The sequence below is a fragment of the Agrobacterium salinitolerans genome, from assembly GCF_002008225.1.
GTDB classification, from domain to species: Bacteria; Pseudomonadota; Alphaproteobacteria; order Rhizobiales; family Rhizobiaceae; genus Agrobacterium; species Agrobacterium salinitolerans.
Window position 1 is genome coordinate 1 of the sequence record NZ_MRDH01000022.1, and the last position, 20,513, is coordinate 20,513.

The 20,513-nt window shown below is 57.3% G+C and carries 9 protein-coding genes and 2 pseudogenes; 5 read left to right on the top strand and 6 right to left on the bottom strand.

What is annotated here, in order from left to right; all coding sequences use genetic code 11:
- The 3 genes and pseudogenes from BS627_RS14930 to BS627_RS14940 all read left to right on the top strand — a co-directional run.
- Window positions 1-1,474 (top strand): BID domain-containing protein (locus tag BS627_RS14930; RefSeq protein ID WP_077983976.1); only part of this gene is annotated, 1,474 nt, incomplete at its 5' end.
- 4 nt (window positions 1,475-1,478) lie between these two features.
- Window positions 1,479-1,676: pseudogene (locus tag BS627_RS14935) on the top strand (IS21 family transposase); the annotation flags it as partial.
- Window positions 1,666-2,468 (top strand): annotated as a pseudogene (locus tag BS627_RS14940) (IS6 family transposase). The pseudogenes BS627_RS14935 and BS627_RS14940, both read left to right, overlap by 11 nt.
- 107 nt (window positions 2,469-2,575) lie before the next feature.
- On the opposite strand, the gene BS627_RS14945 reads toward BS627_RS14940, so the two are convergent.
- From BS627_RS14945 to BS627_RS14965, 5 genes are all read right to left on the bottom strand, one after another.
- Window positions 2,576-2,926 (bottom strand): MafI2 family immunity protein, encoded by a 351-nt coding sequence (locus tag BS627_RS14945; RefSeq protein WP_205635502.1) that lies wholly within the window; start codon window positions 2,924-2,926, stop codon window positions 2,576-2,578.
- Between the two features lie 10 nt (window positions 2,927-2,936).
- Window positions 2,937-10,247, bottom strand: coding sequence for a hemagglutinin repeat-containing protein (locus tag BS627_RS14950; RefSeq protein ID WP_077983979.1), 7,311 nt, complete (start codon window positions 10,245-10,247; stop codon window positions 2,937-2,939).
- Between the two features lie 36 nt (window positions 10,248-10,283).
- Entirely contained in the window at window positions 10,284-10,736 is a 453-nt protein-coding gene (locus BS627_RS14955; protein WP_077983980.1) for a hypothetical protein, read from the bottom strand.
- Window positions 10,737-10,753: 17 nt separating this feature from the next.
- A complete protein-coding gene (locus tag BS627_RS14960) occupies window positions 10,754-12,664 on the bottom strand; it encodes a ShlB/FhaC/HecB family hemolysin secretion/activation protein (protein WP_077983981.1) in 1,911 nt (636 codons plus the stop codon).
- Window positions 12,665-13,041: 377 nt separating this feature from the next.
- Window positions 13,042-13,842 carry a hypothetical protein gene (locus BS627_RS14965; RefSeq protein WP_077983982.1) on the bottom strand — a complete coding sequence of 267 codons (801 nt, stop codon included), beginning with the start codon at window positions 13,840-13,842 and terminating at the stop codon, window positions 13,042-13,044.
- A 139-nt stretch (window positions 13,843-13,981) separates the two neighbouring features.
- Between BS627_RS14965 and BS627_RS14970 the strand changes: the two genes are divergently transcribed.
- The gene (locus tag BS627_RS14970; protein WP_077983983.1) at window positions 13,982-15,049 is read left to right on the top strand and encodes a linear amide C-N hydrolase; all 1,068 of its coding nucleotides are present in this window, start codon (window positions 13,982-13,984) and stop codon (window positions 15,047-15,049) included.
- A gap of 224 nt (window positions 15,050-15,273) precedes the next feature.
- Here the strand turns inward: BS627_RS14970 and BS627_RS14975 are convergent, their stop codons facing one another.
- Window positions 15,274-15,633, bottom strand: coding sequence for a VOC family protein (locus tag BS627_RS14975; RefSeq protein ID WP_077983984.1), 360 nt, complete (start codon window positions 15,631-15,633; stop codon window positions 15,274-15,276).
- 243 nt (window positions 15,634-15,876) lie between these two features.
- Here BS627_RS14975 and BS627_RS14980 point away from each other — a divergent pair, with 243 nt between their 5' ends.
- Window positions 15,877-20,367, top strand: a complete 4,491-nt coding sequence (locus BS627_RS14980) for a putative Ig domain-containing protein (protein ID WP_077983985.1) — start codon at window positions 15,877-15,879, stop codon at window positions 20,365-20,367.
- Window positions 20,368-20,513: the final 146 nt, after the last annotated feature.

The window sequence follows — 20,513 nt, forward strand, 5'->3', positions numbered from 1 at the left end:
TGATCACGGCGTTGCGCCCTACGAGCATAATCCGCAGTCCCGCGAGAGCTATTTTGTGACGCTGGAGAATGACTGGGGCGAACAGCGCACGGTGTGGGGCGTCGATCTCAAGCGGGCCATGCAGGAGGCCTCGCCAAAGATCGGAGACAGGATTGGCCTGCAGCATGAGGGCGCCACGCCTGTCACGCTTCCTGATGGCACGCAGGCCGAGCGCAATGCATGGCGTGTCGTCCAGGGTAATGAACTGACCTACCAGAAGCTGGCAAACCGACTGTCGCGTCCCGGGGCGAAGGAAACCACGCTGGATTACATCAGGGACTTTGCCGAGCGGCGGGGGATCGCGAGCGCCCAACGGATCACCGGCGACCAACCGGTCGGGCAGGAGTTTGGGCTGAAAAGCGAGATCGAACTTGCTTCCGCCCAAAATGGGCGTCAAGAGGTTTTGTCCCGTGCGGCCCATCTGCAACGGGAGCAGCAGGACCGGCCATCAGAGCGCCAGCGGGTTTACGAGGAAAGTGACAGCGATCTGGTTTGCCCTGTTCGCCGCGAAGATCCTCGCAATCAGTTCGCCGGAAATATCGATGACGGGCGGCGGGACGACCGGACAGAGGACAACAAAGGATATCGCCGCATCCGGTGGTCCGACCTCATGACGCGAGACGAGGCCGTCCCTGCCCCCACAGAAGCCGCAGGCCAGCAAAATTCTCTGGAACCCGGCAAGCCAGCGCCGCTCGTGCCAGCCATCACCCGATACCAACGCAGCATCGAAGAGGTGGCGCAGCAAAAGGCGTTGTCGGTTATCGATCAAAAATTCGATACGGTGGAATCTCTCGTGCGGCACGTGTTCCGTGACCCGTCCGAAGTCTCAGCGAGACTGCGCACCGCGATTGCGGAGAAGGAAGGCAATGGCAAGATCATGGCGAAAGCCATGGCCGGGCAGCCAGAGCGCTTCGGGGAGCTACGCGGCAAGTCAGGTCTGTTCGGAAACAACCGGGAGCGGAAAGAGGCGCAGGACTATGTCAGGTCTCTGTCTGCCCATATCGGCTATGTCTCCGAGGCATGGGAGCGCCGGCTTGGTGAGGAACGTCAAAGCGAACAATGGCAACGCGAACAGCGTGACGTGATTGAGGTTCCCCGTCTCACGCCCCGCAGCGCCGAGATCATTGCCAAGGTGGAAAAGACGCCGGTCGAGAAGCGGGGCCAGTTTGTCGCGGAGCTGAGATCGTCACCTGAGGGGCAAGCCGCGCTCGATGAGGCCAAGCTGGTGGCCGAAGCACTCACGCGGCGGTTTGGTAGTTCTGATCCTCGCAGGTTCGCCGAAGAGCTCGAGACACGCCAGGAGCTCGCAAAACAGGCTGAGCAGATCAGAACAATCGCCCGCATTGTGAACCGAACGCGCATGGCCGAGCTTAGCCATAACCACGCACTGAGACGGCAGCCTAACCGGTCACAGGGGCTTGGACCGAGTCGATAGTGGCGCCGACGATATGGCACTGGAGTCCGGCGTTCCGACCAAAACGCATGTCCTGAACCTGCTGCATCGTCTTGTCGACGGTAAATCCTTCACGGCGCCGAACATCGATGCGCCGCAAGCCCTGACGCTCATCAACGAGCCAAAGGCCGATGTCGAACAATACGATGCCCTTAGAAAGGCGGAGGCCCGCCATGCGTCCTAATCCAGCAAGTGGTGCGATCGTTATCATGCTGCGGCAACTGAAGACGCACGGCATGGCACAAGTCCTTGGTGAACTCACAGAGCAAGGATTGCCGGCGTTCTAGGCCGCCATTCCAATCCTGTCGCAGCTTCTGAAAGCGGAAACGGCGAACGGGAAGTGGAATCGACTGCCTATCAGCTCAAGACTGCCCGCTTCCCTGAAGAATGCTCTGAGACCCAACCTTGGGTCTCAGAGCAATCAGAGCAGCGCGTAGATGCGACCTATGTGAAGGTGCGTGGCAAATGGACCTATCTGGACCGGGCCGTCGACAAGTTCGGCAACACGATCGATTTCTATCTGTCGCCGACGCGCAATGCCAAAGCAGCCAAGCGATTTCTGGGCAAGGCTCTAAATCGCTTGAAGGACTGGCAAAAGCCAACGGTCAGCAACACCGACATGACGCCGGCCTACGGGATCACGATTTCGGAACTGAAGGCCGAAGGCAAGTGCCCAGGAGAGCTTGTGCACCGGCAGGTCAAGTATCTGAATAATGTCGTTGAGGCCGATCACGGCAAGCTCAAGCAACTGATCAGGCCTGTGAGAGGGTTCAAGACGCAGAAGACGGCCTATGCGACAATCAAAGGTTTCGAGGTTATGTGCGCTTTACGGAAGGGCCAGGCATCCATCTTCAATTTGACCGGCGACATCTGTGGCGAAGCCCGCATCGTTGAACGGGCATTTAGCATCGGACCCAGCGCCTTTACGGAAGCTGTAGCTTTACTCACGCAGAACCTTGAGGGGCAGCCCGCGTGAGGGTGGATTAAGCAGGTCCTCGCCAGTCATCAGGAATACTTGCAACAGAGCCCCCAAACGCTGTGTACAGCAAGGTGAAGGTTCGGAGTAGGTACATACTTCAGACATCAAATGTAGTTGGGCGCTTGAGACGGATTGTCCTGAATCTCATATTCACGGCGCGCAAAGACCAATCCATCGAGACGATCAATATCCGAAATCCGCTGATCTGAATAAATGCACTCTTCGGCAACAGCCACTATCTCTGAGCCTGAACTGGTATTGCTCAAAACTGCGCTAACGACCATCGACAAGCTTTCGTAATCAAAATCGGATGGGCTCCTGTCGAGATAATATCGTACCGTCAATTCGTTCGTTTCAGAATAAGCTACGGCAATAGCTCTAATCTGCGGGTATACCTCAGAAATTAACGCACTCTGAAACCACAAACGAAGCCAGTCTGGTAGAGCTCTTTTCAACACAACCTCCCTAGAACTGATTTGGATTTGCGGGAATGATATGAACCCCGCGTTTACCTTGAACAACCTGTCCGTACTGAGTTGGTCCAACAAGGGTGCCGTTACTCTTGAAGTCCCCAATAGGTGATCCAAAATCAACAATATATGAGGTTGTATTCCCTCTCGGTATTTCGCGAACGATTGGATACTGGCCGCTATGGAGACCATCCAGCAGAGTTTGAGGATTGGCCGTTAAAGTGCTTCTGGCCGGATCATAGTTATTCGTTCCCGGTATATGCTTGTCTTGCGCTCCTGGATGGATGCTGGTTCGGAGATCATCAGGTACGGGTAGTCTATTTGGGGCCTCACCCGAAGTTTGTCCAGTGGTGCCTTTCGACCCACCGCTTTGGGACCCGATCTGTCCCAATCTTTCCGCAATGCCGAATGTGAGAACAGCGATAGCTGCATTGGCAATTGATTGATTAACAAATCCGCTGAGAGCGGCTTGGACGGAATCCGGGTATCGCGTCAGCAACTCGATGGTCCGAAGACGTTCTGCGTAGACGGCTGCGGCGAGATCCTGATTCGACAAGCCACCAAACGCGCCATTGACCAACCGCATTTCCAAATCGGCATAGCCGCCCGCAACCATGGATGAGGGGTCCATGGGGTTGGTAGGGTCACGCAGATACTCGACGGCTTTCAGCGCATCAGTAATTGCGGCAACGCAGGCCGGACTTGTTCGGTTAGCGTTACAGGCATCCGCAAGAACCGTATCGCGTTGCGTATCAAGTTTATCCCAATAGCCGATCTGCTCCTGTAGCGCTGCAATTTGAGCGTCTGTGCAGGCGTTTTCCGCCTCGCATTTTGCAAGCTGCTCCTTCGCTTTTTCCCGGGCCAGCTGTTCATTGTGATATAGATAATTGTACTGATATTCCGCAGCTCCGTAGGCCGCGCCTTCTCCGCCGCCCACAGCCGCGCCAACCCCGGCGCTTAAACTTGCGCCGATCAACGTGGCAAGTGTCTGTTTTTCCTGATCGGACAGACTGCTGTCCTTGAGCATGCCCTTGACCAAATCCGCGATAGCTGGCGCCATGAGCGCCGATGCGGTGCCGCCAAGCGCACCCCTGAGCGCTCCTTCCCATCCATTGACACCGCCAAGGATACCGCCGCCGATGGCATGAAGCAGGGCTCGACCTGCGCCACCTTCATCCCAGAGATCACGTTCGGCCTGAGTCGTCGCGTCGTTGTAAAGACTGGAAGCAATATCCCCGGCCAAACCGGCCATTGTCTTCTGCGCTTCCTGGAGATCGGCCTGCGTTCTGTGTTGCTGACGCAGAATGTGTTCGAGATCTGGCAGACCGGGTAGCGCGATGTTGGTATTGGCGGTATCGCGGCGGATTGTACCAATATCCTGTGTCTGGTTGGCCGGATCGGTAATGGTGATCGAGATGTTGCCGCCGATGGCCGAATAGGCCTTGCCGGTCTCGCTCTCGCCAGCCTTGACCGGCGGTGCGATGGAGAGGCCGCCAGTACCGATCGAGCCGCCATAGGTTTCGGCCTTCCAGCTTGAATGCGTATCTATATCGGTGGCCTCAAGGGTGCCAGTGGAGAGGTTGTTGCGTCCTGCGCCAGCCTCGCTGGTAATCACGCCAGCGATAAGCGAGGTGTGTTGCTCAATGTTGAGATCGATGCCACCCGTTCCGGCATGGATGCCGGATTGCTCGGTAATGACCGCCGCATCGCCTTTGGCCTTCTGCGTGGAGCCGGAGACACCAGTGTTTCCAAAACCAAGCTGGCCAGACACATTGAGTTGGTCCGCCTTTGCTGTGGCCGTATCCACTTGGCTTTCGATCGTCAGGTTTCGGACATCAGCCACGACCGAGTTGCCAGTGACGGTGGCACCCTTCAGCGCCAGATCATTGGTGACAATGGTCACATCGCCCGTGCCGTTGACATGGGTGTTGGTATGACTGCTGCCGGAGGTCTCCGAACCGCCCTTGCCGTAGGAGGCGTTGACACCGACGCCGGTCTGCTGGCAGCCGCCCGTGGTACTGCATCCGAAGTTGACGCCGACGCCTGCGCTCCAGGACTTGTTCGAACTTGCCGCATCGAACGTGCCGGTGGCGGCGTTGAGATTGATGTCGCCATTCTCGGCGGACAGGAAGATGTCGCCGGTCAGCGCATCGGACGAGATGACCGGCAGGCCGTCTTTCCCGTAGCCGGCGAGGATTTGCGCCCCCTCACTTGTGATATCGCCGTTTTGTGCCTCCATGGTGATGGAGCGGCCGGCACGGATGTCGGTGGCGACAGGCGTGGAGAACGAGGAAGAAGTGCTGTTCTCCTGGTGGCTGACGCCTGCATTGATACCCACGTTGAAGGACAGACCGTTGCCCGCGGAAAGGTTCGACGATACGCCCTGCAGATCCTTGTAGGCCTGATAGAAGCCAAGCCCGGCAATGGCCGTATTTGTGATGGCGTTGACCCCACCGCCGTCCGACAGCCGTTCAGCCGAGTTCATGATGCTCTGGGCGGCCTTACCAACCTGGCTGGACACGGAAACCGTAACACCGGCAAAGGTTTTCTCGTGCATCTCCTGATAATTGGTGCGGTCGTTGGCCGACAGGAGATTGATGTCATTCCCTGCAAAGAGGTCGACGTCACGCCCGGCGGAGGCGGTTGCCGCCTGCAGATTGACGTTGTTTCCTGCGGAAACAAGGAGATCACGACCGGCAGTGAGAACTGAAACCGCGTTCTTGTTGGACTGCTGCTCCTTGCTGTCTTTGGTCTTCTGTACTCCCAGACCCACCGAGAAGCCGCCACTGCCGGAGGAGACGCTGATACCGAAACCCGAGCGTTTTTCCTTCTCCTGCGATGAGGCACTTTCTGCCCCGGGAGTGATATTGACGTCGCGGGCTGCATCAAGCGTTAGATCCTGACCGGCTTCGATGGAGGAGCCGATGACATTGACGTCGTTTTCGCGTGCAGTGAGCGTGACATCGGTTCCAGCGCTGAGCGCGGAGCCAACGTTGAGGATGGACGACTGGCTTTTTTCTTTCTGTTCCTTGCCCCATAGCGAGAGGAAGCCGCCGCCGGAACCGGCGAACAGGCCGGATTTCTTGCTCGAGCTTTCCAGCGCATGCTGCTCCTCGGCCCCGATGATGGCGACACTATCCCCCGCGACACTGATCGCATCGCCTGCCATGACATTCGAGCCGGCGATGACGGCGTTGCCGCCAGCATCCAGCTTGATGTTACCGGAGGCGGAAAGCTCGGAGCCCACTGTGGCTTCGTCGTAGTTGTACTGCGTCGAGCTCTTTTTCGAGAGAAAGCCCTTGGATGAGGAGCTCTGCTCGAACTCCGCCGTATTCTTGCCCGACGCGATCAGCAGATCGCCGCCCGCGCTGACATTGATATCGGCTTTGTCGGTCTCGTCGCCGGCAGTCACCTTCGAGGCGGAGACGACGGTATCTCCACCTGAGATGATGGACACGCCCTTCCCACTGCTAACCGATGATCCGACGACGGTCTGCGTTTCCGTGTGGCTCGTCGTCTGTTTGCTTCCGCTGAACAGACCGCCCTTTTTCTTGTAGGTGTAATCGATCGTGGTGGTGTCGACAGCTTCGGCAATTGTCACGTCACCGGTCGCTTTCAGACCCACAGTCCCATCGGCGGCAATCGTGCTGCCGAGGACGTTGAGGTTACCACCTGCATTGGCTGAGACCGATCCGCCCGCGGTGATCTCGGAGCCCTGACTTGTGGTTCTGACAACTGTCGTAGAACTCCGCTTGTCGCGCAAAGTGCTGGTCGTTGACCGTTCGGTGACGGAGATATTGATGTCTCCATTCGACGTCAGCCCGAGATTGCCGCCGGCCGTCACCTTCGCATTGGCGAGCAGAATGCTCTCGTTACCCTTCAGCGAGGCATTGCCACCCGCCGTGAAGGTGCCGCCGATTGCCGCAATCGACGAACCGAAAACGCTAAGATCACCGGTCGATGCAATCATCCCTGATGTTGCAAGCAGGCCGGTATCGATCGTTACCTGATCGCCCGCGATGAGTGCGCCAGCAGAATTCAATCTTTCCCTGTCATTGGCGGCGAGATGCAGTACCGGCGCAAGAACGGTCGTACCGTTCACCGTCTGCCACTCATAAACGACGACGGATTCGGTGAGGCTGGCGATCTCTTCAGCCGTCAGCGGTTGGCCGAACTGGCGCTGGATCGCTCCCAGATAGGCGGCTCCGTTATCAAGCAGCTGCTTTATCTGGGTAATCGAATCTTGCCCCGTAAAACCGGAGCCTGTCGCCAGCCTGAGCTGCTGCTCAATATATTGGTTCTCGAAATAGGCGTCACCAAGGAACTGGACCTGGCGATCCGGCTGGTAACCGATGCGGCCAAGGAAATAGCTGGACCCGTAGAATTTCGAGACGTCGAGGAAGGCGGCGCGGGTCTCATAGAGGAATGTCTGGCCGGGAATGGTGCCGCCAAAGCCGCCGGACTGTGGGGTGGCGACGCCGCCAAGCGTGAACAGCGCTCCGCTTGCCGTCATACTGGACAGTAATGCGGTCGGATTGTTCGAAGGCGCAGGCGCTGCAACGGCAACATGGTCGGCGATCGATCCGGCAATCGCGGTATTGTTGACGGCAGCAAAGCCGGTGATACCAAGTGTTCCGCCCGAGCGGATTGCCGCTGGAACCCCGCCGATCGCCTCGACGCTTTCTACGGTTCGTCCGGGGCCGATATCCTTTGACGCATCCCGCGTTCCAAACGGGCTGGGGCCAGGCATGGAAACCTGATATGAGAATTCATGGCCTCCGGTATCGCCGCTGTCCCGCCTTTCTTCCCACTGGAAGATGACATCAGGATAATATTGGCAACCCGAGCTTTGATTGCAGTTGACCGACGTCGTGCGCTGCAGCTGCAAGCCGAGATTTGTCAGCGTGCCTGTGCCAACAAACGTCATGCCGGAGCCGGCTTCAATGTTGCTATAGGCATTGGTAAGATCGACGGTATCGATAAAAAGCGTATTACCCGCCTTGATCGTCGCCGAGGGGCTTCCAGCCGATGTGAGGCGGTCCTCGGTCTCATCACGATAGACATGGCGAATGGGGGCACCAATGACGAACTGCTTATCAGCAAAAGAGACGGAAGATGAACAATCTCCACACAGGCGCGCATAATAAGTGTCATAAGCCGACACGAGTGCGTTTGAGATTTGCTGGCTCGTATAGGTCGGAGCCACGCTTTTCTCGTTACGCAGATTTGCCGTCAGGATCGAGATATTGCGACCAGAGGAAATCAGACCTGAACTGTTGACCGTAGCAGCATTGCGCCCGCCAGAAGCACTTCCAGCAATTGTGAGGTCACGACCTGCGACAATCGCCCCCTGATCATTGGCTAGCACGCCGCCCACGAAAAGCGCCGCGTCGTTACCGGCATAGATGAGCCCCGTGGCGGTGTTGGTCAGGTTGCCGGCGATATTGAGTGTAAGATCATTGCCAGCAGCCAACTGACCGGAGTTGCCAAGTTGTGAAAGCGACAGCGTCAGATCATGGGCCGCAAGAATATTGGTGGCGTCATTCGCAGTAAGGCTACCTGCTGTGATCGCGATGTCACCTGACCCCTGAACGGAACGAGCTGCGCTGCTCGCGGTGACAGCATTGAGCCGCGTGCCCGTCAGATTTGTCGTTCCAGATGACGTGAGATCGATACCACCTGACGTCAGCGTGCTGTTGGTGAGATTGATATTATTGGCATTGATGTAGAGCGTGCCGGATGTGGCAAGTCTGCTCCTGTTATTGGAAAGATCGGCATTTTGCTGCCTGATCCTGATGTCGCCCCCTGCTGCCGTGCGTTTATCGAAGCTGATGACACCACTTGTCGAAGACAGCAAAATGTCTCCGTTTGCCTCTAGACTGTCATAGCGGATGTCGCCGCTAGCCGAAGCCTGCAACCCCCCTTCTGCAAGCACAAGCCCGGAAATCCCGAGATCAAGGCCGGAGAGCAGAGCCAGGTCGCCTTTCGAAAGGAGTGAGCCCGCCGTGATCGCTCCCGAGGCCGCCGTAAGCGACATCGCCGCGCCAGACTGGGCCGTGCCGCTGATGGCAATGGAGCTAGCCCCCGACCATAGCGAAACAGGGCCGGCAGCCGACGCGTCGGCCAAGGCAATACGCCCGTCTGCCAGAAGGTTGAGTGCGCCACTTGCCCCGAGAGTACCGCTGACATCGATGAAGCCTGCCCCGCCATTAATCAGGATATCCTCTTCTGTACCGATAGAAGCGAACCTGGCGTCCTTCCCCGCCTTGACCGACACCGATTTTTTTGAGGTCAGACGACCGGCCGAAACACTCCCCTTCGAAGAGATGCTGACGCCGTTATTGCCAGAGGCATTGCCGATCGAAATTTTACCGTCTGCCGACAGCGAGAGCTCACCGGCATTGGCCGCCATGTCGCCGCGCATGCGAACGCCAGCGCCCTTTTCCGTGACAACCATCTTGATGCGGCCGGCCTGCATAGCCCCGAGTGCTGAACCATCGATTGCGTATTCAGGTGTACCGGAGGTGGCATCGAGCGCTGTTGCCTCCCCGGTGGTATAATCGAACTTGCTCTTACCGGCGGTCAGACGCAGGTCCTCGCCATAGATCGTTCCGTCGATCTGGATGGTACGGGACACGACATCGAACAGACTGACTGCACCATCACCGAGCGCAAAATTCCCACCCCTAGGGCCGAAAGTGACATCCCCTGCGTTGACCGTGAATCCATTAAGACGTCCGTCAGTGCCAATGTCGGGTACGCCCGTCGTCAGCGTGGCGCGTGGCGTGTTGATGAAACCGCAGCCGTCGCAGGTGATCCCGTTCGGATTGGCGATGATGACGTCGGCCCGGCCACCGAACACTTCGGTTGGACCGAGAAGCGAACTGCGGTTTTGCGACGTGACCTCATTGAGGATGACCGTGGCGGAACCTTTGCCTTGAAGGTTTGGATTGCCAGGCGTCACGCCACCCAGTTTCGACGTGCCGATCTCACCGTTGAAGTTGTTGAGGATGACGCCGGGCGCGCCGACGTTGAAATTGTTGTATTTATTGTGCGACAGGCCCTGACCGTTGGGCCCGACAATATCGATGAGCGGCACGCCGTTCGGGGCAGCCCCTATCCCGGGGCGATTTACGGAAGAGCCTCCAGCTTCGGGCGTTATGTCCTGTGCATGGAGCAGCACCGGCTGAAGCACGAGCGTAAAACTGACAACGGTGGCAATGATTTTTTGAGCCAGCGTCCCGGCACCAGCGAACAACGCGAGGTCGATTGTCTTGCGTGGAAGACGCTTAAACTGTGATGTCATTGTTGCTCGCCTCTCGTGGCAGACGGAATTTGGGGCTTAGCGGTCTTTTCTGCTCGTGTCGGCCGGGGATGGCTTGCTGTCGAGTTTCTTGTAGACATCTGCCAGCTTCGATTGCGGAGCTGGGCATTTTTTGCTTTTGGCAATCTCGGCAAGGACCTGATTGCGGTTACGTAAGGCGTCGATCTCCAGTTTTTCCGGCGATTTCGGGTCCATGAAAAAAAGGGCCGGCCAGAACAGAAGAACACCTGTCGCACCAAGGATCACGTTTTTACCCTGCGCGTCGGATCGTTCCTTCACCGTCGCCAGCACCTGCCGCTCATTGGCCTCGAACTCGCGCTTTATGCCGGCGCAGTCGAAAGCACTGTCGGCCGGATTGGTGGAAGACACCGGATGTGCCGCCCGGCCACCGCAACCGGATACGACAATAGCTGTCGCCACCAGGGCGGAGATGAAAGATAATTTGGGGGTGTGAAAAGAAGAGCTGATCATAATATTCTCTTTTGAAGCTACCAGCGTGCCGTCACGCTGGCGAAAATGAGATTTCCGCGCCCGCCATTGACGCTGCTGGAAAATGCCTGGGAGTAGCCAAAATCGGCGCTGATGTTTCCGCCTACGAGTTTCGCGCCAACGGTCCAGCTTGCGAGGTGGCCGTCGGAGATATCGAAGCGATCCTGTGAAAACACGCGGCCGTAATCGAGACCGAGGTATGGGCGTAATTCGCCCAGAACGGGCGCCAGACTTGTACCCTCCCATGGCATTGTCCGCCACGTCAGTTCGTTACGGCTGAAAAACCCGTTGTTGCCGAATATGACACTTTCCCTTGAGCCCCGTACGTTGCTGGAGCCACCAAGTCCGATCTGTTCTGCGCCAAACATATTGTCGGGCGAATATTGGGCATTGAGGAGCGTCGTTAACTCGAACCGCTGGCCAGCCGCCTCGAACGGCCGCGTCGCGCTGACAGTTGTGGTGAATTTCACAAACCGAGGATCGGCCATGCCGGCTCCGGGCTCGCCGGCCTCCACGGCGTCGAAGAGATCTAGGCCCTTATCAAGGGCAAAATCGAGAGCGATGACGCCACCCAGAATTCTCTGTGAACGCGACAAGCCCAGACTGCCAATCGTGTATCGACGGCTTCCCACCTCAATTCGATTGCCGAGAAGAAAGTTGTCCGTCTGCTTGTAGGTGAGACCGCCTCTGAGGGTCGTGATGGAATCCTTGTCGCGCAGAATGACGCGGTCTATGCCAAATCCGACCTGACCGGAATTGCCCGATGTTTCGATCGGTCCAAAATTGCCCGGGATGGTGCTCTCATATTCGTACCAGGACCCATTAGTTGAAAAACTCCAGTAGCCATAAGGTATGCTCGTACTGAGCGAATAGCTATTGCTGTGCCCGCGACCATAATCGTCCCAAGGATAGTCCGGGCCGCTCCGACCGTAGGAGAAACCCAACTGATCATTGATGCCCAACAGGTCGTCTAAGCCGACAGAAACATTGGTCTGGGAGTGACCGGTACTCTCTTGACCGAGGTTGTTGTTGGAAATGCTCGCATACCAGCGCTTGCGCGTCTTGTTCTCGACATTGAGGATAGACGTTCCATCTTCCTTGCCCGGCAACATCGACGTTTTCGCGTCGTTCGATGACAGGCGATTGATCTGGTCCAGCCCCTGTTCAATATCGCGAATATTGGCCACCTCACCCTTCACGCCGGGAAAAGCCGTCGCGAATGAACCGTTTCGCCCAGCCGGTTGACCGTTAAGATAGATATCCGAGATCGTGCCCTCGACGACGACCAGCCGCAGCAACCCTGTTCCGGCTATGTCCTGAGGGGGAACATAGGCGCGTGACGTCACAAATCCCTTGTCCAGATAGAGGTCGGTAATGGCCTTGAGCAGGATGGTAATATCGGCAACACCGATGCATCTACTGTCGTAACGCCGCGTCACTTTTCTGAGATCAATGGCAGACAGCCTTGTCGCACCTTCGATCTCTACACGTGAGATATTGAAGCATGGGCCATTGGACTTCGCCTCGCCTCCTGATGCCCTGTCCGCACGGCTAGTGACGCCACCAGGCGTGACCCGCTTCAGGTTTTCCAGCCGCTGCAACTGTTCTTGTTGTTCTTGCCGACGGGAAAAATCGTCGGCGGGTGACTGTGCACTTGCCTGCCCTGACGCGATCAGGCTTGCAAAAAGCGCAATGACAAAGGTCCTCTTGAAAGCGTCCGTCGACTTAACGGAGGCATTCCGCTCTGCCCGCACGGCGACCGGGGATGTTGCGAAGATTCGAGTGACCGGCGCAACTGCGAGATAAAAATCAGGAGGGAGTAGCCGTCGGAAACCAGGGATGAAAGTAGCAAGTAACATATTTCGGAGGCCTGCATCTGAAATGAAGTTTGTCGCGGCAATGCCGCCCATGCTTCACTCTGCAGCTGTCCTTGCTGTCGATCCCCTACCGGGTGCATAGATCAGTTCATCTGATCCAAGAAGCGTTAAAGTAGTATCTTTCCTTACGAGACGATAGTCCCGATCATTTGCTCAAAGAACCGTACACATTAAAAATTCGCGTAATAATCAATCATACCAACACCATGGCATGCATATCATTTTTCATCCGTGAATTTTAAGCGCGGTCCGCCAATTTCAAGCCATTCGGTTCTTCGAGCCAAACAACAACCAAAAGTTATTGCAACAAGCGTTGGTCTGCAAGACTGGATGAAAACCAAAGTTAAGGGGAAACTAAAATTGTTTCTCAGATGGGATATGAACGGTGGCGAGACAACGCAATTCAATGGCTAGAACCGATAGGTCAGACCGACAACCGGCCCGCTCAGCCTCGAATCAAAAACATACCCGTCATCCGAATAATCGACATCGAGAACCTTGTAGCCCGCCGAGACCGACAATGTATCGGTAAAGATGTAGTTCACCGTCGCGAGCGCTGACCAGGTGAGATCGGATCCCGCGCCGAAACCGCCAATATCCACCTGCCCCTGGACGGACAGCTTGTCCGTCAGACTGAAAAAGGCGCGCGCGCCGATCACGGGATCAACCCAACCGAAACTTTCCTTATGCGTGGCTGATACGCTGCCGATCAGGGGATGGCTGGCAGTGACCGCCACCTCGTTGGAGATATGCCAGAAGCGGGCTCCCGCCAAGGCGTCGAGCGAAAATCCGTCTGCATCCACGATCCGGTAACCGGCCTGCAGCGTCGCCATGAATTCCTGCGTATCGACGTTCGCATCGATTGCCGCGCCAGCCGGAAGGGTGGGCAAACCCGGGATTTGCAGCGCCGGCAGCGGCCCGGCCGCCTTGCTGTCCGTGGTGTCGACATACATTAGATCGCCGGACAGGACAAAGCGGTCATAACGGCCCCAGATGTTCAAGAACCCGCCGAAGTTGAGATCTTCCATGACGTCGGAGAAGGATTTTTCGACATGCAGCGTCGGCGCGCGACGGAAGGGCGAAATGTTGCCGTTCAAACCCGTCGCCCACAGATAACCCGTTGCCTGAAACGCCCAATCCGCGCCATCAACCCTCGCGGGCAGGGAGCCGAGTTGATCCGCGGCTGAGGCCGCGCTTGCAGAAAAAGCCATAACGGCCACCAAAGCTGATAATTTTAGCAATGACGTCTCCCCAACCGATCGCCTGCAGCTAAACCTATTTGACACGCGCCAACAAGTCCGATTTTCTATCTTACGCTGTATTGGTACCGCGAGAACCGGAGACGTTCCCATGCGCCTGAACACCCTTCCGTTTTTTTCCGCCTGCACCGCCGCGATCTTTTCCATCGCGACGCTCACAACCTCTGTCGCGCAGGCCTGCACGCGGTTCGTCTATCTCGGCGAAAATGATCAGGTGATGACGGCCCGGTCGATGGATTGGAAAACGGATGTCGGAACCAACATCTGGGTCTTCCCCCGCGGCATGGAGCGCTCCGGCGAGGCCGGACCAAATTCGGTCAAATGGACCTCGAAATACGGTAGCGTCATTGCTTCCGGTTATGATATTTCGACGACCGACGGCATGAATGAGGCGGGGCTTGCTGCGAACGTCCTCTGGCTGGTTGAGTCGAGCTATCCCGCCTATGACGGCAAATCGCCGGGCCTGTCCATCGCGGCCTGGGCGCAATACGTGCTCGACAATTTCGCGACGGTGGAAGAGGCCGTCGCTGCGCTCGAGAAAAACCCCTTCACAATCGTGACCGACAATGTGCCCGGCGAAGAGCGTCTGGCAACGTTGCACCTTTCCCTTTCGGATGCGAGCGGCGACAGCGCGATCGTTGAATATATCGATGGCAAGCAGGTCATCCATCACGGGCGTCAGTATCAGGTGATGACCAATTCGCCGACCTTCGACCACCAGCTGGCACTCAACGAATATTGGCAGCAGATCGGCGGCACTGTCATGCTGCCGGGCACCAACCGCGCATCGGACCGGTTCGCCCGCGCCTCTTTCTACGCCAACGCCATTCCCAAGAGCGAGAACCCTGTCGAAGCCATCGCCAGCGTCTTCAGCGTGATCCGCAACGTCTCCGTTCCTTACGGCATCACCACACCGGACCAGCCGAATATTTCCTCAACCCGCTGGCGCACGGTGATTGATCACAAACGCAAACTCTATTTCTTCGAATCGGCTCTGACGCCGAATATCTTCTGGATCGACATGACGAAACTCGATCTCTCGAAAGAAACCGGTGCGGTCAAGAAACTCGATCTCGGCCCCAATCAGATCCATATTTATTCGGGTATGGCGAATGAGAGCCTGAAGGACACCAAACCCTTCAAGTTCCTTGGGCTTTGAGGGCGCCGATCGTGCCGCAAGGCATATGAGCAATTGATTGAGAAGGAATGACGCGCCGGACAGAGATCAGAATCTGTCGGTCAGAATTGTGTTTATCCCAATCTGAGCGACCGTTCTCCTCGGAAAGCCCATGTCGAAACAGCGCGGCCATCGATCCGGCATCAACCCTGGCGCGAGAGAAATCACTCACCTTCCAGTCATATCCGTGCGCGGCACAAATATCATCAGCTCCGAGCGGGCTCCCACAATTCCACCGGATTACCTTCCGGATCATGTATCCTTGCGAAGCTCCCCACCTCCGAATCCCATTCGGCGCGGGTTTCAACCTCGACGCCGTCTGCCGTCAGCTTCGCGATAAGAGCATCGAGATCATCCACCCGGAAATTGATCATCCATTGCTGTTCAGCACGACCGAAATATTCGCTATTTCTGGCGAAAGGCCCAAAAATCGTCATCCCAGCCTCCTGATGCCACACGGATTTATGTAGATCATCGATGCCGAGATGTTCTTCATACCATTCGGCCAGACCGGCAGCATCTGCTGCTCTGAAGAATACGCCACCAATTCCAACGACTCTGGCCATGAGCACCTCCCGACTTGTGAGAACGCGAAAGTCGCAATCGTTTCAGCTCAGTCCACGAGAAGCAAACAAAACCGTCTTGCGCAGGGTTCATTGACTTTCTCGCTTTCAGATGGGGCAAAAACGACACGCTATCCGCAAATATCAAAAAACGCCTGTGATTTTTTCACGCACAGGTTGACTCTCACTCCCAATCATCCTTAGCACAATGCCTGCATATTCGAATATTCTAATGCTGGGGGGCATATGGGCAGCGGGCATAGTTGGTGGAATGATGTTGCCCGTGGTGCGGCGTCGAGTTTTCACGCGATCCTGAAGACCGCATCGCTCTCTTTGGCGCTCGTCACTCTTTCGGTAACAGCAAGCCTGGCCCAGTCTGTATCGGTTACGGCCTCGCCAGCGACATTTAACGCCGAAGGGGACGTGATCCGTTTTGATTACGTTATCGACCCCGGTTCTTACACTATTACGAGCATTAATCCCACCTCAACCTCGATCAAGGGTGCAAGTGTGTCCTGTCCGAGCCTTGGCGGTGGTCTCGAGTCCCCGAACAAGTTGACATGCACCGCAACCTACTCTGTGGATTCCCTGGACGTCATGTCGGGGCAATTCTCTGATTTTGCGACTTTCACCGGTTCACGAATTGGCGGCAACAACAGCGTGACCATGACAAGCAACACTGTGGTGGTCCGTGCTGCCGCGGGGGGACCTGTTATCATTTCGGTGACATCGTCACCAAACCCTTCCCAGCCCGGAGAGGAAGTAGCGGTCACCGCGACGGTTTCCTCAATGGGCTGTAACGCCGGCCAGTCGCCTCCAGGAAGTGTCACCATTTCGATCGGGTCGCAATCGGAAAGTTTCGGTCTGTCACCCACGGCCCCGGTCAGTGCGGCGTCTTCAGCAACGTTTCGCACCTCCAGCCTCGCATCCGGCACCTATCCGATAAGCGCATCCTATTCGGGCGGCAGCGGTTGCAGCACGGGAACCGGTTCCGGCTCCAACCACACGGTGGAGACGAAACCGACCGTCACGATCAACCAGGCTGCAAGCCAGGCTGACCCGACGTCCCGTTCTCCAATCATGTTCGACGTCATTTTTGACAAACCCATTGTGGGCTTTTCTTCTGCAGACGTTCAGCTGGCCGGTACAGCCGGCGCCACTAGCGTCGCGATAACGGGATCCGGCCCCAGTTACAGTATTGCGGTCTCTGGCATGAGCGGGGCAGGAACCGTCACGGCAACAATCCCGGCGGGGCGAGTAACCACACCGGCGGGACTCGCGAACGAGGCGTCTACGAGCACAGACAACACCGTCACATATGACCCGATAAAAGTCACGCCTGTCACGCTCTCGACGCCTGTTTACGATCAGCCCTACGGACCGATTACGCTGACCGCTGCTGGCGGTACAGGGCCGCACAGTTTTGCGGTATCGGCTGGCTCCTTGCCGACAGGATTGTCGCTGACGAGCAGCGGAGACTTGAGCGGTACCGCTACCCGGAGCGGGACGTTCGCCTTCACGGTGACGGCAACAGATTCGGCCGGCAGCACCGGGGAGCAATCCTATACTCTGGCGATCGCGGCGCCTGCCATCGAGATAAATCCAACCAGTCTTCCTGCGGCCACATACGATGTCGGCTATAATCAGACGTTGACTGCCTCAGGCGGCGCGCTCCCCCTCGTCTTTTCGGTGACCACCGGCTCTCTCCCACATGGCTTGACACTGTCGACCTCTGGCGTTCTCTCCGGCACACCTATAGTAGCAGAGAATACGAGCTTCACCATCACCGCGACAGATGCAAATGGCGAAACAGGCAGCCGGGCCTATTCCATCGGCGTGACCCCGACCATTCCCGATGCACCGACAGGCATCTCCGCTACCGCTGGCGATACGCAGGCCTCGGTATCGTTTCAGCCTCCGCAGAGAACTGGCGGTACCTCTATTACGTCCTACACACTAACCACGAGCCCTCCGGATGTCGCACCTGTAACGGGCCAGAGCAGTCCAATCATTGTTAACGGCCTGACAAACGGCCAAAGCTACACGTTTACGGTGACAGCCGAAAACAGTGTGGGCTCGGGCTCTCCCTCAGCGGCATCAAACAGCGTTACGCCGCGTGCAACCCAGACAATCACCTTTCCCAATCCCGGCACGCAGACATTCGGTACAACGCCCACGCTTTTAGCGACAAGCGATTCCGGCCTTACGCCTGTCTTCACATCCAGCACCACGACCGTATGCACGGTTACAACGACCGGCCTCCTTGCATTCGTGTCGACCGGAACGTGCACGATCAACGCGGACCAGCCAGGTAACGACGACTACCTTGCAGCCACTCAGGTCTCACGATCTTTTACGGTCAATCCAGCGGCGCCTATCGCAAACAATGTCTCGGTCACGATCCTTCCTGATTCGGCCAGCAACATTCTTCCTCTTGATGTGACGGGAGGCGCAGCGACGGCTGTCGCGGTGGCGACTGCACCGACACACGGTACGGCAATCGCAAACGGAACCACGATCAGCTATACGCCGGCGCAGGGTTATAGTGGCCAGGACAGCTTCACCTATACCGCAACCAACGTCAGCGGCACGTCCGCGCCGGCAACGGTCAACATTCAGGTGACTGCAACGACACTGGTTTTCTCCCCTGCCCCGGGTCGGCTTGCAGATGCTTTCACAGCGGTGCCCTACCACGAGACCATTTCGATTTCAGGGGGGCGCGCTCCCTATCAATATACGATTAGCGGTACGCTCCCGAACGGCCTGAACTTCAATACGGCGACGGGTGAAATCACCGGGACGGCAACGACGCCAGGCGTCTCAAGCTTCAGTGTCACAGCGCGAGACGCAGATAATGTCACGGCATCAGCAGTCTACAACATTGCAGTGCTGGCGCCGGCGCCGGTCGCAACTGACGGCGCAGTGACCGTGGCAGCCGACAGCAGCGGCAATCCTGTCCCGCTGAACCTGTCCGGTGGTCAGGCTGACACGATCATCGTTGTTGCAGGCCCATCGCACGGGACGGCAACGGTTACCGGTGTCGCGCTTACCTACAGCCCCGCCGGCGGCTATTCCGGTCCCGACAGCATCACCTATACGGCGAGCAACTCTACCGGCAGTTCCACTGCAACGATTACTGTTACGGTAACGCCGCCGCCGGGCGCGCTTTCCCTGTCGCCTTCCGGCGGCGCGCTCAAAGACGCAATGGCCGGTGAAGCCTACAGCCAGGCGATTACGGCCTCCGGCGGCACCGCGCCGCTGATATACAGTCTTGCTGGCGGAACATTGCCGCGCGGCATGGTGCTGAACCTCTCGACCGGCGAACTGACAGGACCGCTCGAAACCGAGACTGAAGGCGATTACAGCTTCACGGTCCAGGTTCGCGACACCCGCGGCAGCACCCTCTCAGCCGCCTATACGCTGAAGGTGACCCCACGCGAGGTTAATGTGGCAGACAGGGAAATTTCCGTTGCCCCCGGCGCCACGCCGCCCAATGTCAATCTGGCCGCAGGCGCAACCGGCGGCCCGTTTACCGCAGCGGACCTGACCTTCGTAAGTCCGCCAAATGCGGGCAGGGCAAGCATCGTCAATGGCGAGTTCGCACAGGCAAGCGGCCCGCAGGCAACCGGATTTTATCTGAAATTCATTCCGAACCCGGCGTTTTCCGGTCAGGCCCGGGTTGGTTTTCGCCTCACAAGCGCCCTTGGTTCATCCAATCAAGGCACCATCACCTACAAGTTGGGTTATGACGCCGCTCAGGTAGCAAATGAGATCAACGACCTAGTGCATGGTTTCGTCAGCACGAGACAGAACCTCATCGCCTCAACCGTCAAGATACCCGGCCTTCTGGAGCGCCGACAGATGGCCAATGCAACGGAGGCCGTGACCTCCAGTGCGACACCGTCCGGTGAGGGAATGGTGTTTGGTTTCTCGACCAGCCTCGCCCAGATCGAAGCTGCGCGCAACAAGGCCGACGGCGTGACGGAGAGCAAACTGCCGGAATTCAATATCTGGCTCGACGGCACGTTCCTCGTCCACAATCGCGAGGAATCCGGCAGCAAGTGGGGCAGTTTCGCCATGATTTCGGCCGGCGCGGACTATCTGATTTCCGACAAAGCCCTGCTTGGTTTTTCCTTCCATTTCGACCGGATGACCGACCCCACTGATGGCGACAACGAACTGACCGGCAACGGATGGCTCGCCGGACCCAATGCGTCACTGGAAATCGCAAAGGGAATCTTCTGGAACAGCAGCCTTCTCTACGGTGGCTCCGCGAATGACATTGATACGCCCTTCTGGGACGGCTCTTTCGACACCACACGCTGGCTGTTCGACACATCGATTTCCGGACGCTTTGATATCGATGACGTCACGACCTTCACGCCAAAACTCCGCGGTGTCTATTTTTCCGAGACAGTTGACGATTACGCCGTGGCCAATGGCGCCGGCGATAGGATAGATCTCGAGGGTTTCCGGGAAGAACAGCTGCGCGTCAGCCTCGGCGCGGAGGTCGCCCGTCAGGTGGCGCTTGAGAACGGCTCGATCGTCACGCCGAAATTCGGCGGTACGGTCGGTGTTTCAGGTCTCGACGGAACCGGCGCGTTTGGCTCCATCACAACCGGCGTTTCCATGGAGACGGTGGAAAATTGGTCAGTTGATGCAGCACTGCTTATCAACTTCGAGGGTGATGGGGAAACATCGGCCGGCGCAAAACTTGGAGTCAGCAAAAAGTTCTAGGCCGCGAAACCCAAGGCAAACCAAAGCCGCCGCCCGCGGGCTGGAATGACGAAACCTTCCCGACGGCGCACCTCTCTCGGCAGCGCCAAAAAACTGCTTGACCTCAACCATGGTTGAAGTTCTAGACATATTGTCACCTTGTTTTC

Excerpts from the sequence above, each read along its gene's own strand:
- BS627_RS14950 (WP_077983979.1), bottom strand. The coding sequence starts at position 10,247 with ATGACATCACAGTTTAAGCGTCTTCCACGCAAGACAATCGACCTCGCG.
- BS627_RS14955 (WP_077983980.1), bottom strand. The coding sequence starts at position 10,736 with ATGATCAGCTCTTCTTTTCACACCCCCAAATTATCTTTCATCTCCGCC.
- BS627_RS14960 (WP_077983981.1), bottom strand. The coding sequence starts at position 12,664 with ATGGGCGGCATTGCCGCGACAAACTTCATTTCAGATGCAGGCCTCCGA.
- BS627_RS14965 (WP_077983982.1), bottom strand. The coding sequence starts at position 13,842 with ATGGCTTTTTCTGCAAGCGCGGCCTCAGCCGCGGATCAACTCGGCTCC.
- BS627_RS14970 (WP_077983983.1), top strand. The coding sequence starts at position 13,982 with ATGCGCCTGAACACCCTTCCGTTTTTTTCCGCCTGCACCGCCGCGATC.
- BS627_RS14975 (WP_077983984.1), bottom strand. The coding sequence starts at position 15,633 with ATGGCCAGAGTCGTTGGAATTGGTGGCGTATTCTTCAGAGCAGCAGAT.
- BS627_RS14980 (WP_077983985.1), top strand. The coding sequence starts at position 15,877 with ATGGGCAGCGGGCATAGTTGGTGGAATGATGTTGCCCGTGGTGCGGCG.